General features: G+C 61.2%; 14 protein-coding genes. 8 read left to right on the top strand and 6 right to left on the bottom strand.

Annotated elements, in window-relative coordinates; translation table 11 throughout:
• Nucleotides 1-56: 56 nt before the first annotated feature.
• Both N8H74_RS13840 and N8H74_RS13835 read left to right on the top strand, forming a co-directional pair.
• A complete protein-coding gene (locus N8H74_RS13840) occupies nucleotides 57-1184 on the top strand; it encodes an FAD-binding oxidoreductase (RefSeq protein WP_262148210.1) in 1128 nt (375 codons plus the stop codon).
• A gap of 93 nt (nucleotides 1185-1277) precedes the next feature.
• Nucleotides 1278-1919 carry a PAS domain-containing protein gene (locus N8H74_RS13835; RefSeq protein WP_217832306.1) on the top strand — a complete coding sequence of 214 codons (642 nt, stop codon included), beginning with the start codon at nucleotides 1278-1280 and terminating at the stop codon, nucleotides 1917-1919.
• An 81-nt stretch (nucleotides 1920-2000) separates the two neighbouring features.
• Here N8H74_RS13835 and N8H74_RS13830 read toward each other — a convergent pair whose 3' ends face one another.
• From N8H74_RS13830 to N8H74_RS13805, 6 genes are all read right to left on the bottom strand, one after another.
• Nucleotides 2001-2777 (bottom strand): ABC transporter substrate-binding protein, encoded by a 777-nt coding sequence (locus tag N8H74_RS13830; protein WP_262148207.1) that lies wholly within the window; start codon nucleotides 2775-2777, stop codon nucleotides 2001-2003.
• A gap of 278 nt (nucleotides 2778-3055) precedes the next feature.
• Nucleotides 3056-3508 carry a molybdopterin synthase catalytic subunit MoaE gene (gene moaE / locus N8H74_RS13825; protein WP_262148206.1) on the bottom strand — a complete coding sequence of 151 codons (453 nt, stop codon included), beginning with the start codon at nucleotides 3506-3508 and terminating at the stop codon, nucleotides 3056-3058.
• 3 nt (nucleotides 3509-3511) lie between these two features.
• The gene (gene moaD, locus N8H74_RS13820) at nucleotides 3512-3754 is read right to left on the bottom strand and encodes a molybdopterin converting factor subunit 1 (protein WP_262148204.1); all 243 of its coding nucleotides are present in this window, start codon (nucleotides 3752-3754) and stop codon (nucleotides 3512-3514) included.
• Nucleotides 3751-4224 carry a cyclic pyranopterin monophosphate synthase MoaC gene (moaC, locus tag N8H74_RS13815; protein WP_217832302.1) on the bottom strand — a complete coding sequence of 158 codons (474 nt, stop codon included), beginning with the start codon at nucleotides 4222-4224 and terminating at the stop codon, nucleotides 3751-3753. Before moaC ends, moaD begins: the two co-directional genes overlap by 4 nt.
• Before the next feature lie 139 nt (nucleotides 4225-4363).
• Entirely contained in the window at nucleotides 4364-5758 is a 1395-nt protein-coding gene (locus N8H74_RS13810) for a PhoH family protein (RefSeq protein ID WP_217832301.1), read from the bottom strand.
• Between the two features lie 348 nt (nucleotides 5759-6106).
• A complete protein-coding gene (locus N8H74_RS13805; RefSeq protein ID WP_262148202.1) occupies nucleotides 6107-7231 on the bottom strand; it encodes a polysaccharide deacetylase family protein in 1125 nt (374 codons plus the stop codon).
• A 176-nt stretch (nucleotides 7232-7407) separates the two neighbouring features.
• On the opposite strand from N8H74_RS13805, the gene yaaA reads away from it, so the two are divergent.
• The 6 genes from yaaA to N8H74_RS13775 all read left to right on the top strand — a co-directional run bounded on the left by yaaA (nucleotide 7408) and on the right by N8H74_RS13775 (nucleotide 15993).
• Nucleotides 7408-8187, top strand: coding sequence for a peroxide stress protein YaaA (gene yaaA / locus N8H74_RS13800; RefSeq protein ID WP_262148200.1), 780 nt, complete (start codon nucleotides 7408-7410; stop codon nucleotides 8185-8187).
• Nucleotides 8188-8995: 808 nt separating this feature from the next.
• Nucleotides 8996-10312, top strand: a complete 1317-nt coding sequence (locus N8H74_RS13795) for a UDP-glucose/GDP-mannose dehydrogenase family protein (RefSeq protein WP_217832298.1) — start codon at nucleotides 8996-8998, stop codon at nucleotides 10310-10312.
• 94 nt (nucleotides 10313-10406) lie between these two features.
• The gene (alg8, locus tag N8H74_RS13790) at nucleotides 10407-11888 is read left to right on the top strand and encodes a mannuronan synthase (protein WP_217832297.1); all 1482 of its coding nucleotides are present in this window, start codon (nucleotides 10407-10409) and stop codon (nucleotides 11886-11888) included.
• A 35-nt stretch (nucleotides 11889-11923) separates the two neighbouring features.
• Nucleotides 11924-13093 (top strand): alginate biosynthesis protein Alg44, encoded by a 1170-nt coding sequence (locus tag N8H74_RS13785; RefSeq protein ID WP_217832296.1) that lies wholly within the window; start codon nucleotides 11924-11926, stop codon nucleotides 13091-13093.
• An 18-nt stretch (nucleotides 13094-13111) separates the two neighbouring features.
• A complete protein-coding gene (gene algK, locus N8H74_RS13780) occupies nucleotides 13112-14515 on the top strand; it encodes an alginate biosynthesis TPR repeat lipoprotein AlgK (protein WP_217832295.1) in 1404 nt (467 codons plus the stop codon).
• On the top strand, nucleotides 14512-15993 hold the full coding sequence (locus N8H74_RS13775; RefSeq protein WP_262148195.1) for an alginate export family protein: 1482 nt from the start codon (nucleotides 14512-14514) through the stop codon (nucleotides 15991-15993). The genes algK and N8H74_RS13775 overlap by 4 nt, the downstream gene beginning before the upstream one ends.
• The last annotated feature ends 19 nt before the right edge of the window (nucleotides 15994-16012 follow it).

Here is a 16012-nt window from a genome sequence, read left to right as displayed (position 1 = left end):
CCGCTCCCACGAGGCAATCAACCAATTTCTCGATATCGCGCCCACTGGAGATCTCAATGAGCCAGGCAGACTTCATCATCATCGGCGGCGGCATTGCCGGCGCTTCCACCGGTTTCTGGCTGTCGCCCCACGGCAAGGTCATTGTGCTGGAGCGCGAGTCGCACCCGGCCTATCACTCCACCGGGCGCTCCGCCGCACTGTTCACCGCCGCCTATGGCACCGCGCAAGTGCGGGCGTTGACCCAGGCCAGTCGGGCTTTTTTTGACGCGCCGCCGCCTGGTTTCTGCGAGCATCCGTTGCTGACACCGCGCGGCGAAATGACCGTGGACTTCACCGGTGATGCCGCCGAACTGAACAATCAGTACCTCAGCGCCAAGGCCACGGTGCCGGAGATGCAACTGCTCAGCGCCGAGCAAGCCTGTGCACGGCTGCCGATCCTGCGCCGGGAAAAAGTCCACGGCGCGATCTACGATCCCTCGGCCAGCGACATCGACACCGACGCCCTGCACCAGGGCTATCTGCGCGGCATTCGGCGTAACAACGGTGAAGTCCATACCGACTGCGAAGTGCTGGGCCTGAGCCGCGACGCCGGTGGCCAGTGGCAGGTGCAGACCAACGGCCAGACCTTCAGTGCACCCATCGTGATCAACGCCGCAGGCGCCTGGGCCGATCAGATCGGCGCGCTGGCCGGCGCGCAAACACTCGGGCTGCAACCGAAACGCCGTGCCGCGTTCATCTTCGCCGGCCCCGAAGGCGTGGACATTCACCACTGGCCGATGCTGGTCAGTCTCGACGAATCGTTCTACATGAAGCCCGACGCCGGAATGTTTCTCGGCTCGCCAGCCAATGCCGATCCGGTCGAACCCCACGACGTACAGCCGGAAGAACTGGACATCGCCATGGGCATCTACCAGATCGAAGAAGCCACGACCCTGACAATCCGCCGCCCGACCCGAACCTGGGCCGGCCTGCGCAGTTTCGTCGCGGACGGCGACTTGCTGGCCGGTTTCGATCTGCAGGTTCCGGGGCTGTTCTGGGTGGCGGCCCAGGGTGGCTATGGCATCCAGACGTCGCCGGCCATGGGCCAGGCCAGCGCGGCGCTGGTGCGGGGTGAGCCGCTGCCCGAACATCTCAAGCAGTTCGGCCTGAGCGCCGACATGCTCTCCCCCGCTCGCCTGGGTTGACCGCTTGCCCGGATGACGCGCCCAACGGATTGCGGCACACTCGTCTTGCCCCCGGAATACGGGGGCATTGACGCTGCCTGGAGCTCCACTGCTATGACCGCCCCCGAACCGACACCCGAGCTGCATGACGCCGCGCTGGATAACTTCCATGCCATCGCCGACGCCATCGCCACGCTGTTCTTCCCCCACGCCGAAGTGGTGCTGCACGACCTGCGCACGCAGAAAGTCGACTACATCGCCAACAACCTGTCGAAGCGGGAAATCGGAGATGAGTCGTCGCTGGAGGACATGCTCAGCGAGGACGTCAGCGAACGGAACATCGGCCCGTACGAAAAGCTCAACTGGGACGGCCAGAAGATTCGCAGCCTCAGCACCGTGCTGCGCGACAGCGACGGTCATCCGCTGGCGGTGCTGTGCATCAACCTGAACATTTCGCTGTTCGAGAATGCCAAGGCTGCGCTGGATCTGTTCCTCTCGCCGAGCAAACTGATCCCGCAACCGGACTCACTGTTTCGCGATGACTGGCAGGAGCGCATCAACACCTTCCTGCACAACTGGCTGCGCGAGCGGCAACTGAGCCTGAACCTGCTGACCCGCGATCACAAACGCGAACTGGTGCTCGCGCTGCATGCCGAAGGCGCGTTCAAGGGCAAGAGCGCCTCGAACTATGTGGCCAATGTGCTGAACATGGGGCGGGCGACGGTGTACAAGCATTTGAAGGAATTGAAAGGCTAGGAGCCGAGCGATCCGGCCCCTTCGCAAGCCAGCCCGCACCCACGACATTGTGGGAGCGGGCTGACTCGCGAAGGCGGTCGATCAGTCGCCGTAGATATCAGACTTGAAGTACTTCTCGGAAATCTTCTGGTATTCGCCACTCGCGCGAATCCCGTCAATGGCCGTGTTCAACTGGCTGACCAGCTCGGTATTACCCTTGCGCACCGCGATCCCGGCGCCCTCGCCCACGTACTTCGGATCCTTCAGTTCCGGCCCGACAAACGCGTACCCCTTGCCCCGTGGCATGCCCAGGAAATCCGTCAGGGGAATGGTGTCGGCAAAGATCGCATCGAGGCGTCCGGCCGCCAGGTCCATGTAGATTTCTTCGTTGTTGCCGTAGCGCTTGACGGTAATGCCCTTGGGCTCGAACACCTCGGTGGCGTAACGGTCGGTGGTGGTGGCGCGCTGCACGCCGACGGTCTTGCCCTTGAGGCTGGCGTATTGATCGTCGACCGTCGCACCTTCCTTCATGACCAGTCGCGACGAGGTGAAATAGTACTTGTGGGTGAAGTCCACCGACTTCTTGCGGTCGTCATTGATGGTCATGGACGACAGCGCCATGTCGATTTTCTTCACTTTCAGGGAAGGAATCAGACCGTCGAATTCGCCCTCGACCCACACGCACTTGACCTGCATCTGCGCGCACAGCGCATTGCCGATGTCGTAGTCGAAACCGACGATTTCACCGGAGTCGGTCTTGGACGCGAACGGCGGATAGGCGGCTTCGATGCCGATGCGCAAGGTTTTCTCGGCGGCGAACACGCTGCTGGCAGCCAACAGGCTCAGCGCCAGACCGGTGATGAGGGGAAGCTTCTTCATGTTCGTTCTCTCGCGGGTTGTTGTAGGTTTGGCAAGACAGAAGAAAGAGCTGGAGCGGGGACGGCTTTTTTTGTACTTGGAAATCCATACTGGACTTTTATGTATATTCCGTCAATCGGGCAGAAGGGATTGCGCCCGGCCGGTGGTCGGGTGATGAATCAGAGGGTTATCCAGCAGAACTGAAGACCTGTTCGCCAGCAAGCCCGCTCCCACCGGATCGGTGAAATCCTGTGGGAGCGGGCTTGCTGGCGAAGGCAGACGGGACGACGACGCAGACTTTACTTCTGCCAGCGATCCGCCGCCGCATGATCGCTGTCGCGCCCTTCGACCCAACGCGGGCCGTCGCTGGTGTTCTCTTTCTTCCAGAACGGCGCGCGGGTTTTCAGATAATCCATGACAAAGGCGCAGGCGTCGAACGCCGCCTGGCGATGGGCGCTGGCAGCGCCGACGAAGACGATCGGCTCGCCCGGTTCCAGCGCGCCGATGCGGTGCAACACTTCCAGCTTCAGCAACGGCCAGCGCTGCTGCGCCTCGTCGGCAATCTTGCCCAGGGCTTTTTCGGTCATGCCCGGATAGTGTTCGAGAAACATCCCGGCCACGTCCAGGCCATCGTTGAAATCACGCACGTAGCCGACAAAACTCACCACCGCGCCGACGCCGACGTTCGCCGCATGCATCGCATTGACTTCAAGGCCCGGATCGAACGGCGTGGTCTGCACGCGAATCGCCATGGCTCAGCCTCCGGTCACGGTCGGGAAAAACGCCACTTCATCGCCGTCGGCCACCAGCTCGTCGAGCTGACACAAATCTTCGTTGCGGGCGCACATCAGGTTCTGTTCGCTCAGCACTTCGGCGCCGGCACGCTGCGCCAGCAGTGCGCGCACGTCATCGACGGTGCGGAAATCGCCCTCGACCTTGATCGAGTCCACACCCAGCGCTTCCCGGTAACGGGCAAAAAACTTCACGGTCAGGTTCATGCTTGCTCCGCGCGAAAGTGTCCGCTCTTGCCGCCGAGTTTCTCCAGCAGGCGCACGCTTTCGATGGTCATGCCGCGATCCACGGCCTTGCACATGTCATAAATGGTCAGGGCGGCGACGCTGGCGGCGGTCAGCGCTTCCATCTCGACGCCGGTCTGCCCGGACAGCTTGCAGCAGGCGGTGATGCGCACGGTATCGTCGCCTTCGGCACTGAGTTCGACCTTGACGCCCGTCAACATCAGCGGGTGGCACAGAGGAATCAGATCACTGGTTTTCTTCGCTGCCTGGATGCCGGCAATGCGCGCCACGGCGAACACGTCGCCCTTGGGATGGCCACCATTGACGATCATCTGCAGGGTTTCGGGCAGCATGCGCACCAGCGCTTGGGCCGTCGCTTCACGGAACGTCACGTTTTTTTCAGTGACGTCGACCATATGGGCGCGACCTTGGGAATCGAGATGAGTCAGCACGAGATTACTCCTGATCAGGAGCATCGATTGTAAACCTGTGGGTCAAGACTGCGCACCTTTGATTACCGCCCCCTGCCACCGGTTTTGTACGCATGAAAAACCGGGCGGCTTTTACGCCGCCCGGTTTTGGTGTTGCGGATTACAGATGCGATTCGGCGTATTCGGCCAGGATCGAACGAGGCACCCCTTGCAGGGTGATGTGGACACCGTTGGGGAAATCCTTGAAGCGTTCAGTCAGGTAGGTCAGCCCGGAACTGGTCGCGGACAGGTAAGGGGTGTCGATCTGTGCCAGGTTGCCCAGGCACACCACTTTGGAACCGGCGCCGGCCCGGGTGATGATGGTTTTCATCTGGTGCGGCGTCAGGTTCTGGCATTCGTCGATCAGGATCAGGCTCTGCTGGAAGCTGCGACCGCGAATGTAGTTGAGCGATTTGAACTGCAACGGCACTTTGCTGAGGATGTAGTCGACGCTGCCATGGGTGTTTTCGTCATCCATGTGCAAGGCTTCGAGGTTGTCGGTGATGGCGCCGAGCCAAGGCTCCATTTTTTCCGCTTCGGTGCCCGGCAGGAAGCCGATTTCCTGGTCCAGCCCCTGCACGCTGCGGGTGGCGATGATGCGCCGGTAGCGCTTGCTGACCATGGTCTGCTCGATCGCCGCCGCCAGGGCCAGAATGGTTTTACCCGAGCCGGCGGCACCGGACAGGTTGACCAGATGGATATCCGGGTCGAGCAGCGCGTACAGCGCCAGGCTCTGATAGATGTCGCGCGGCTTGAGGCCCCACGCTTCCTGATGCAGCAGCGGTTCCTGGTGCAGATCGAGAATCAGCAGACGGTCCTCGTCGATCTCTTTGATCCAGCCGACGAAGCCTTGCTCGTCGATGATGAACTCGTTGATGTGCACCGCCGGCAGGTTGTCGATCAGTTGCACTTGATGCCAGGTGCGGCCGTGATCCTGACGGGTTTCGACCTTGCTCACGCGGTCCCAGAAGGAGCCGGTCATTTCGTGGTAGCCGTTGGGCAGCAGGGAGACGTCGTCGACCAGTTGGTCGGTGCTGTAGTCCTCGGCCGCGATCCCGCAGGCGCGCGCCTTGAGGCGCATGTTGATGTCTTTGGTGACCAGCACCACCGGTTTCTTCGGCTCGCGGGTGTGCAGGTCGATCAGCTGGTTGATGATTTTGTTGTCGTTCAGGTGCTCGGGCAGAATCAGGTTCGACTCGGCCTGTTTGCTCATCAGAATCGACAGCAAGCCCTTGGGTCCGCTCTTGCCGCGCTGGATCGGCACGCCCAGCTCGACATCTTCGGGAGACGCGTCGCCCAGCGTCTTGTCGATCAGCCGGATGGCCTGGCGGCATTCGGCGGCCACGCTGTGATGCCCGCTCTTGAGCTTGTCCAGCTCTTCAAGCACGGTCATCGGGATCGCGACGTGGTGTTCTTCGAAATTCAGCAGGGCGTTTGGATCGTGAATCAGTACGTTGGTATCGAGTACATAAAGGATTGGCTGGTTGGAAGAAGGGCTACGTCCGTGATCATCCATACTCGGTCACCTTTGTGGGAGCCATTCGACGCAATACCTGGGCGGTGCTGCGCCTCGAAGTGACTGCCGAATCCATCTGCGCGGGCTCGTTCGAGGGCCAGACGGATTGCACACAAAGTGGGTCTTGGGAGACGCCACCTGTGTCGCAGGTTTCGGCGGTCTGACTTCGTAATACTCCAAAACCCATGACAGAAAAAAGCACTTTGACGCTTTTTTGAAGTTTATTTTGCAAAGTGACGAAAAGCCCTTGGCGGACCGCCCTGCCCCCGTTAGAGTCGGAAGTCCGCCTGCTTCAAAATCTGCGTAAAATTTTTCCCAGGCCTAATGTTTCCGGGCTTCTGCCGTTTCTCAGCGAAACGCATCCTGACAATCTTCCCAGCCGATGCCGCTTTGCGCGGTTTGCGTGATCAGCCACGGCAACGCGGTCTTCACCGCATCCTGTTTCATGTTGAAATTGATCACTCCGTGACGCCACAGCAGCATCAGGGTCAGCACCCGTTGCGCGCTCGGATTGCCCTTGAGTTTGCCCGCGCCGTCCTGGGCATCGATGTCCCACAGCGCCACTTGCAGCCCCTGATTGTTGAAGAAGCCCTGGGCGTCGCTACGACGCTGGCCATCCGGCGGACGGAACAGCGGCACGTAGTTTTCCGGCAGCTTGTTCTTGACCAGATCGGCGCTGCGGCGCACCGAGTCCTGCCAGTCCTGCCAGTGGCTGTGGGAACGGAATTCCCAGCCCTGGACACCCACGCACTGGCGGGAAAACGCCGCTTGCAGATTGCTGACCGAACGCTCGGCCAGACGCGCCTGAATGTCCTTGCCCAACATGAAGAACGTGCCGCTCAGGTTCGACTTGCGCAAGTACTCGGTGAGCCAGTCGGTGTTGTCCGGCTGCAGGTTGGCGGCGCTGTCGAAACTCAACAGAAACAGGCGATCGTGCATGTCGTCGCCGTTACGCTCGTAGTCGCCGAAATGATCGACTTCGCTACTGGTCTGCGGCGACAGCGCAGCCTTGCGCAACAGCTCGTCCAGATATTGCAAATGGAAGATCCGGCTCGGCTCGGCCCACTTGGTGTAATAACTCTCGTCACTGACCACGAACTTGGCAGCCTGCTCGCGCAGGGTCGGCAGGTCTTCGACGAGGAAGCAGAACGAGGCGTCCTGATCACAGCTTTGCTGGGCAAAGTTGTAGCTGGTCAGCAGCCGCTGCCACAGGCGCTCGCGCAAGCTGTTGATCGCGTCGATGTTGACCGTGCGCAGCCCCAGGCGCTGGGCCAGCGCGGTGGGCTCCAGCGCTTCGCTGCCCAGCAGGCCTCGGGCGAACATCAGGATTTCCGCCCGCGAGGCCACGTCGAACAGGGTCGGGTTGCTCAACTTTTCCGGCCAGGTGCTGCGATCCAGCGTCGCGATATCGCCCGGCGCCGCCACGGCACCGAAGCTCAACAGCCACGCGGTGAATAAAAGAACGGTACGCAAAGGGATGTCTCCATAACAAAACCCGCGCGGCACTATAGCTGATCCAGTACCAATCCCAGCAGCAACGACACTCCCACAAGAATCAGGTGATGCCGTCGATCACCTATGACCCTGATAGCTGGAGTCGACACGCTCAACCCCCTAGAATCGCCCCCACGATTAAAGGAGACGACTTCATGCTGATGGTGATTTCCCCCGCCAAGACCCTCGATTACGAAACACCGCCGGCGACCTCGCGCTTCACCCAGCCGCAATACCTCGACCATTCCCAGGAGCTGATCCAGCAATTGCGCGAGCTGACACCGGCGCAGATCAGCGAGCTGATGCATGTCTCCGACAAGATCGGCGGCCTCAACGCCGCGCGGTTCGGTAGCTGGACACCGGCGTTCACCCCGGCCAACGCCAAGCAAGCACTGCTGGCCTTCAAGGGCGACGTCTACACCGGGCTCGACGCACAATCCTTCAGCGAAGCGGATTTCGACTACGCGCAACAGCATCTGCGCATGCTCTCCGGGCTCTACGGCCTGCTGCGTCCGCTGGATCTGATGCAAGCCTATCGCCTGGAAATGGGCACCAGACTGGCCAACGCCCGGGGCAAGGATCTGTACGCCTTCTGGGGCACGCGCATCAGCGAATGGCTGAACGAAGCGCTGGCCGACCAGGGCGATGACGTGCTGCTCAACCTGGCCTCCAACGAGTATTTCTCGGCGGTCAAGCGCACGGCCCTGAACGCGCGGATCATCAACACCGAATTCAAGGACCTGAAGAACGGCCAGTACAAGATCATCAGCTTCTACGCGAAGAAGGCCCGAGGCCTGATGAGCCGTTTCGTGATCCAGGAACGCATCAACGATCCCGCCGCCCTCAAACAGTTCGACGTGCAGGGTTATCGCTTCAGCGCCGAGCAATCGAAACCGGACAATCTGGTGTTTCTGCGCGACCACGCCCCGGAATAAAGCATGCTCATTGCACGACTCTTTAATAGAAGAGTCGTGCAGCTCGCACGACGTCAAAAATCCCCCGCCATATTTCGCCAATTAACCGGCGCCAATAAAACACCTCGCCAATTCCTAACGTTTGTTTCACTCGACAGGTGTCATTTTTTTCAGTAGTGGCACGTAATTTTTTTCACGGTAGTGGCATAAAACCATCCGCGCCGATTATCTCCCTATTAATAAAGGGCGAAATCAAAAGTGCTATCAATTTGCTCTCAGTGCCATCTTTTACAATATTTCAAGAAATTTCAGATTTCGCGATGAGCGGGCTGGAACTATGTCCAAATGCATTGCTCATACCACCGGTAACGATTCTCGGCGAATTTGTACGAGATAACTTACGCAGAGATAAAACCCATGTAACCAAGTTGTCACAGCAACTTGTCTAGATGGAATAACGCCTCTGGACAACTAAAAGGGACCGGAGATACGCACCATGACGATCGCCGGCAAGGCCTGGGCCATCCCCCTATAACGTGCTCGCCTGAGCACCGAACCGCTTGATCCACGGGCCTTTCGTCCGATATCGAGCGCGCAGAAAGAATGCACGAACATCCTCAAGATTGAGGATCGGCTGCATGACAGGGCAAGTCACAAGAACAAGTCCTGGTTGCGCACAACTTGAGTGCACTTATTTAGACACTCGAAACTTAGTATGCCTGCACACGGCATTGCGGCGCCTGTAAGCCGCACTTTCGAGTGCACTATGACCGCTGAACACCATTAACTCCGGCCATCTAACGGCCTGATATATACAGAGGTAATTGCGATGCGCATCAGCATATTTGGTTTGGGTTACGTCGGCGCAGTATGTGCCGGTTGCCTGTCTGCACGGGGCCATGACGTGGTTGGCGTCGATGTTGCCAAAGACAAGATCGATATGATCAACGCTGGCAAATCCCCCATTGTGGAACCGGGCCTGGGCGAGCTGCTGGCGCAAGGTATCGAGACCGGTCGTCTGCGCGGTACGACCAACTTCGCCGAGGCGATTCGCGACACCGATCTGTCGATGATCTGCGTCGGTACGCCGAGCAAGAAGAACGGCGACCTGGAGCTGAACTACATCGAAGCGGTATGCCGCGAGATCGGTTTCGTTCTGCGGGAAAAAACCACCCGCCACACCATCGTCGTCCGCAGCACCGTGCTGCCGGGCACCGTCGCCAACGTGGTGATCCCGATTCTCGAAGACTGCTCCGGCAAGAAGGCCGGCGTCGATTTCGGCGTTGCGGTCAACCCGGAATTCCTGCGTGAGTCCACCGCGATCGCCGACTACGACCTGCCACCGATGACCGTCATCGGCGAGTTCGACAAGGCTTCGGGCGATGTCCTGCAATCGCTGTACGAAGAGCTCGACGCACCGATCATCCGCAAGGACATCGCCGTCGCCGAGATGATCAAGTACACCTGCAACGTCTGGCACGCGACCAAAGTGACCTTCGCCAACGAGATCGGCAACATCGCCAAGGCGGTCGGCGTCGATGGCCGTGAAGTGATGGAAGTGGTCTGCCAGGACAAGACCCTCAACCTGTCCCAGTACTACATGCGTCCGGGCTTCGCTTTCGGTGGCTCGTGCCTGCCGAAGGATGTACGCGCCCTGACCTACCGCGCCGGCTCCCTGGACGTGGAAGCGCCGCTGCTCAACTCGCTGATGCGCAGCAACGAATCGCAAGTGCAGAACGCCTTCGACATCGTCGAAAGCCACGACAAACGCAAAGTCGCCCTGCTCGGCCTGAGCTTCAAGGCCGGCACCGACGACCTGCGCGAAAGTCCGCTGGTGGAACTGGCCGAGATGCTGATCGGTAAGGGCTACGACCTGAGCATCTACGACAGCAACGTCGAGTACGCCCGTGTCCACGGCGCGAACAAGGACTACATCGAGTCGAAGATTCCTCACGTGTCGTCCCTGCTCAACGCGGACTTCGAGTCGGTGATTGATAACTCCGACGTGATCATCCTCGGCAACCGCGACGAGAAGTTCCGCGCCCTGGCCCAGGAAGTACCGCACGGCAAACAAGTCATCGACCTGGTGGGCTTCATGTCCAAGGCCACCAGCGCCGGTAGCCGTACCGAAGGGATCTGCTGGTAAAGCAGCCCTGAGCGGCAAGCGTCGGGCGGCAAGTCGTTGCACTTGCAGCCCGACGCTTGTGGCTCGAAGCCTCCTTCACCTTCGGAAGACGGTCATGTCCAAGCTCAAACATTTTTTTCTGCAAGCTGCCGGCTGGCTTTTGTTCCTGAGCCTGCTGATGGGCCTGGCCCTGATGCTGCCCGTGTCCACATTCGACTCAGAGTCGAAGGACTTCATTTTCCTGATTGGCGCCGTGGGTATCTGGCGCTACTCGATGGGTGCCACGCACTTCGTGCGCGGCATGATTTTTCTCTACATCGTCTACCCGCACCTGCGCCGCAAACTGCGCAAGCTGGGTAAAGCGGCAGATCCGTCGCATGTGTACCTGATGGTCACCAGTTTCCGTATCGACGCGCTGACCACCGCGCAGGTCTACAGCTCGGTGATCCGTGAAGCCATCGACTGCGAACTGCCGACCACCGTGGTCTGCTCGATCGTCGAAATGTCCGATGAGCTGCTGGTGAAAAGCCTGTGGGCGCGGATGAATCCGCCGGATCGGGTCAAGCTCGACTTCGTGCGCATTCCCGGCACCGGCAAGCGCGATGGCCTGGCGTATGGTTTCCGCGCGATCTCCCGTCACCTGCCGGACGACCGTGCCGTGGTGGCCGTGATCGACGGCGACACGGTGCTCGGCGAAGGCACCGTGCGCAAGACCGTGCCGTGGTTCCAGCTGTTCGGCAATGTCGGCGGCCTGACCACCAACGAGTTCTGCGAAGTGCGCGGCGGCTACATCATGAGCGAATGGCACAAGCTGCGTTTCGCCCAGCGTCACATCAACATGTGCTCGATGGCCCTGTCCAAGCGTGTGCTGACCATGACCGGGCGGATGTCGGTGTTCCGCGCCACCGTGGTCACCAACCCGGAATTCATCGCCGACGTCGAAAGCGACTCGCTGCAACACTGGCGCCTGGGCCGCTTCAAGTTCCTCACCGGCGACGACAAGTCGAGCTGGTTCAGCCTGATGCGCCTGGGTTACGACACCTTCTACGTGCCGGACGCGGCGATCAACACCGTTGAACATCCGCCGGAAAAAAGCTTCATCAAGGCCAGTCGCAAACTGATGTTCCGCTGGTACGGCAACAACCTGCGGCAGAACTCCCGGGCGCTGGGGCTGGGTGTGAAGCGCCTTGGCGTCTTCACCTCGGTGGTGCTGTTCGACCAGCGCGTGTCGATGTGGACGTCGCTGCTCGGCCTGACCGTGGCGATCATCGCCAGTTTCAAGTACGGCACCGCGTTCATCCTCGTGTACCTGCTGTGGATCGGCATCACCCGCCTGATCCTGACCTTGCTGCTGTCCTGTTCCGGTCACCGGATCGGCCCGGCCTACCCGGCGATTCTCTATTACAACCAGATCGTCGGCGCGCTGGTGAAGATCTACGTGTTCTTCCGCCTCGACCAGCAATCCTGGACGCGCCAGCCCACATCGCTGTCCCGTGATCTCGCCAGCTTTCAACGTTGGTTCAACACCTGGTCGTCTCGGACCATGACCTTCTCCGCCGGCAGCATTTTCGTCGCCGTGCTGCTGATGATGGTCTGAACCGCCCCTCTTGAATTAACAAGGAAACCGCCCCTATGAATACCGCCGTCAACGTCAACGTAGTCCATGAATCCGAAGCCCAGCGTCAGCACGCGCGGGTGAAAATCCCGGCCAAGCTGCGGTTCTTCGGCCCTGACCGGACGCCGGTTGAAGCGCGGGTCATCGACCTGTCCGCCGGTGGCCTGGCGTTCAACGCCGGGCAGCTGCCACTCAAGACCGGCGACGTATACAAGGCCCGTCTGCAATTCGTCATCGACAACCTCGGTCTGGCGATGGACGTCGAGTTGCAGGTCCGCTCCTACGACCGCCAGACCGGCCGCGCCGGCTGCCAGTTCCAGAACCTCGAGCCGCAGGATATTTCCACCCTGCGCCACCTGATCACCTCGCACCTGGCCGGCGACATCGTCAGCATCGGCGAAGTGCTCGCGACCCTGCAGCGCGACAATTTCACCAAGGCGCGCAAGGTCAAGGACGGCGGCCACGGCATGACCGCCTTCGGCCGTCTGAAAGCGGTGACCTTCAGCGCCGGTGTGTTCATCGTCGGCCTGGCGGCGTTCGGTTTCATTTTCAAATCGGTGTACGGCATGTACTTCGTCAGCCACGCCCAGGCCGGTCTGGTCAGCGTGCCGGCGATGAACATCACCATGCCTCGCGACGGCACCGTGCAGAGTCTGATCAAGTCCGACGGCGTCGCCGCCAAGGGCGCACCGCTGGCGACCTTCAGCACCAGCATGCTCGACGTGCTCAAGGGCCATCTGGACGAAGACCAGTTGCAGCCGGCCAAGGTCGAGGAACTGTTCGGCAAGCAAATGACCGGCACCCTGACTTCGCCGTGCGACTGCACCGTGGCCCGACAATTGGTGGCCGACGGTCAATACGCGAGCAAGGGTGACGTGATTTTCGAACTGGTGCCGCGCAATACCCAGGCCACCGTCGATGCACGCTTCTCCTATCGCCAGTTCGGCGACGTGCGTCCGGGCACTCCGGTCAGCTTCCAGATCGCCGGCGACGACAAGACCCGCACCGGCAAGATCGTCAGCAGTTCCAGCCTGAAAAGCGAAGACCTGTCTTCCGATATCCGCGTGCAGATCCAGCCTGACGAGCCGCTGGACAGCACCTTCGCCGGTCGCCCGGTGGAAGTGAACAGCGACCGTGGTCCGAACCTCAACTGGCTGATCGACAAAGCCATGGCTGCCGGTCTTTAAGTCGAGGACATGCCTGTGATGATTTCACCCATCCTCAGAACCCCGCAGACCCTGTGCGCAGTGGCATTGGCGGTAAGTCTGGCCGGTTGCGCCGGCCTGCCGGACCAGCGTCTGGCCAACGAAGCGCTCAAGCGCGGGGACACCGCCACGGCCGCGCAGAACTACCGCGCGCTGGCCGATCTGGGCTACAGCGAAGCGCAAGTGGGCCTGGCCGACATTCAGGTCGACAGCCGTGACCCGGCGCAGATCAAACAGGCCGAAGCCACCTACCGTGCCGCCGCCAGCGTTTCGCCCCGCGCCCAGGCGCGTCTCGGGCGCCTGCTGGTGGCCAAGCCCGGCGCCACCGAAGCCGAACATCAGGAGGCCGAAAGCCTGCTGAAAAAGGCTGGCGCCAATGGCGAAGGCAATACGCTGATCCCGCTGGCGATGCTCTATCTGCAATACCCGCACAGCTTCCCGAACATCAACGCCCAGCAGCAGATCGACCAGTGGCGCAAGGCGGGTAACCCGGAGGCGGGTCTGGCGCAGGTGCTGCTGTATCGCACTCAGGGCAGCTACGACCAGCACCTGGATGACGTGGAAAAAATCTGCAAGGCCGCGCTGCACACCACCGATATCTGCTACGTCGAACTGGCCACCGTTTACCAGAAACGCGCGCAACCGGAACAGCAGGCCGAACTGCTCAAGCAGATGCAGGCAGGTTTCAGCCGTGGCGCCGTGACCGCGCAACGGGTCGACAGTGTGGCCCGTGTGCTCGCCGATTCGACCCTGGGCAAGACCGACGAAAAAACCGCGCAGGCGTTGCTCGAACCGATCGCCCCCGGCTACCCGGCCTCGTGGGTGACCCTCGCGCAATTGCTCTACGACTTCCCGGAACTGGGCGATATCGACCAGATGATGAAGTACCTGGACAACGGCCGCGCCGCCGACCAGCCGCGCGCCGAGCTGTTGCTGGGCAAGCTTTACTACGAAGGGAAAATGGTCCCGGCCGACGCCAAGGTCGCCGAGGAACACTTCCAGAAAGCCGTCGGCCGCGAAGTCGCCGCCGATTACTACCTCGGTCAGATCTACCGCCGTGGCTACCTGGGCAAGGTCTACCCGCAGAAGGCCCTCGATCACCTGCTGACGGCGGCGCGCAACGGCCAGAACAGCGCCGACTTCGCCATTGCCCAACTGTTCTCCCAAGGCAAAGGCACCAAGCCTGACCCGCTCAACGCCTACGTGTTCAGCCAGTTGGCGAAGGCGCAAAACACCCCGCAAGCGGATGAGCTGGCGACCACCCTCGCCGCACAACTGCCGCCCGAACGCCTGGCCGAAGCCCAGCGCTTGCTGCAACAGGAGCAGGCCAGCCGTGGCGCCCTGAACCAGAACACGCTGCAACTGCACGCCCTGCAAGAAGAAGACGGCGAGGAATCCCTATGAAGCTGAATCCATTCGTCAAGGCCGGCATCGGCCTGACCTTCGCGCTGATCTGGTCTTGCCCGACACTGGCCGCGATGACTGAAACCAAGAACTTCGGTCTCGAAGTGAAAATCACCGGCCAGTCCGAAGACGACCGCGACCTCGGCACCGCCAGCGGTGGCGACGTCAACGGCGTCGGCCTCGACCTGCGTCCGTGGGTCTACGGCGAGAGCGGCGCGTGGAGCGCCTACGCCATGGGTCAGGCCGTGACTTCGACCGACATCATCGAGACCGACACCCTGCAACAGTCCGACGGTGCGCAAACCACCGACAGCGGCGACCGCAAGACCAAGAAAAACTACCTGGCGATGCGCGAGTTCTGGGTCGGCTACAGCGGCCTGACGCCCTATCCCGGCGAGATGCTCAAGTTCGGTCGCCAGCGCCTGCGCAACGACGACGGCCAATGGCGCGACACCAACATCGAGGCGCTGAACTGGACCTTCGACACCACCCTGCTGCGCGCCAACGCCGGTGTCGCCGAACGTTTCAGCGAATACCGCACCGACCTCAAGGAACTGGCGCCCAAAGACAAGGATCGCCTGCACGCCTACGCCGACGCCGCTTACCAGTGGACGCCGGGCAACTGGGTCGGCATTCGCGGCCATCACACCCACGATGACGGCAAGCTCGACTACGCCGAACCGGGCGTGCCCCGCGACACCCTCGACAAGACCGAAAACGGCGACATCAGCTGGCTCGGCCTGACCGCCGACAGCGACGCCTACAACTGGCGCAACACCAACACCGTCAACTACTGGGGCAGCATCACCGGCATGAGCGGCGACCGCGACACGGTCAACCCGCTGAACGCCGATGGCAGCCGTCCGGCCCAGGCCAAGCGCAGCGACAACGTCGACGGCTGGGCCACCGATGTCGGCGTGCGCCTGCGCCTCGATCCGCAATGGCAGGTCGGTGCCGCCTATGCCCGTGCCAGTGCCGATTACGAACAGAACGGCCTGGAAAGCAACCGCTCGACCTACACCGGCACCCGCTCGCGAGTTCACCGTTTCGGCGAGGCCTTCCGTGGCGAAATGAACAACATGCAGAGCGCCGCCCTGTTCGGTTCCTGGATGCTCAACGACCAGTACGACGCCAGTCTGATCTACCACAAGTTCTGGCGCGTGGACGGCAACAAACCGGTGGGCAGCAACGGCATCAACGCCGTGGAAAACAACACCGACGACGTGACCGGCGCGATCCTCTCCAGCACCTCTTTGCCATTGCAGGACGGCAACAAGGACCTGGGCCAGGAAATGGATCTGGTGGTCACCAAGTACTTCAAGCAGGGCCTGTTGCCGGCGGCGCTGAGCCAGTCGATCGACGAGCCGTCGGCGCTGGTGCGTTTCCGTGGCGGCGTGTTCAAGCCGGGTGATGCCTACGGCAGCCAGGTCGATTCGTACATGCACCGTGCGTTCATCGACGTGATCTGGCGCTTCTGATGCAGACCGCCAAGGGAGT

Source organism: Pseudomonas sp. B2M1-30, from assembly GCF_025447575.1.
Taxonomy (GTDB): domain Bacteria; phylum Pseudomonadota; class Gammaproteobacteria; order Pseudomonadales; family Pseudomonadaceae; genus Aquipseudomonas; species Aquipseudomonas botevensis.
This window is presented reverse-complemented; position numbering and strand designations above follow the sequence as displayed.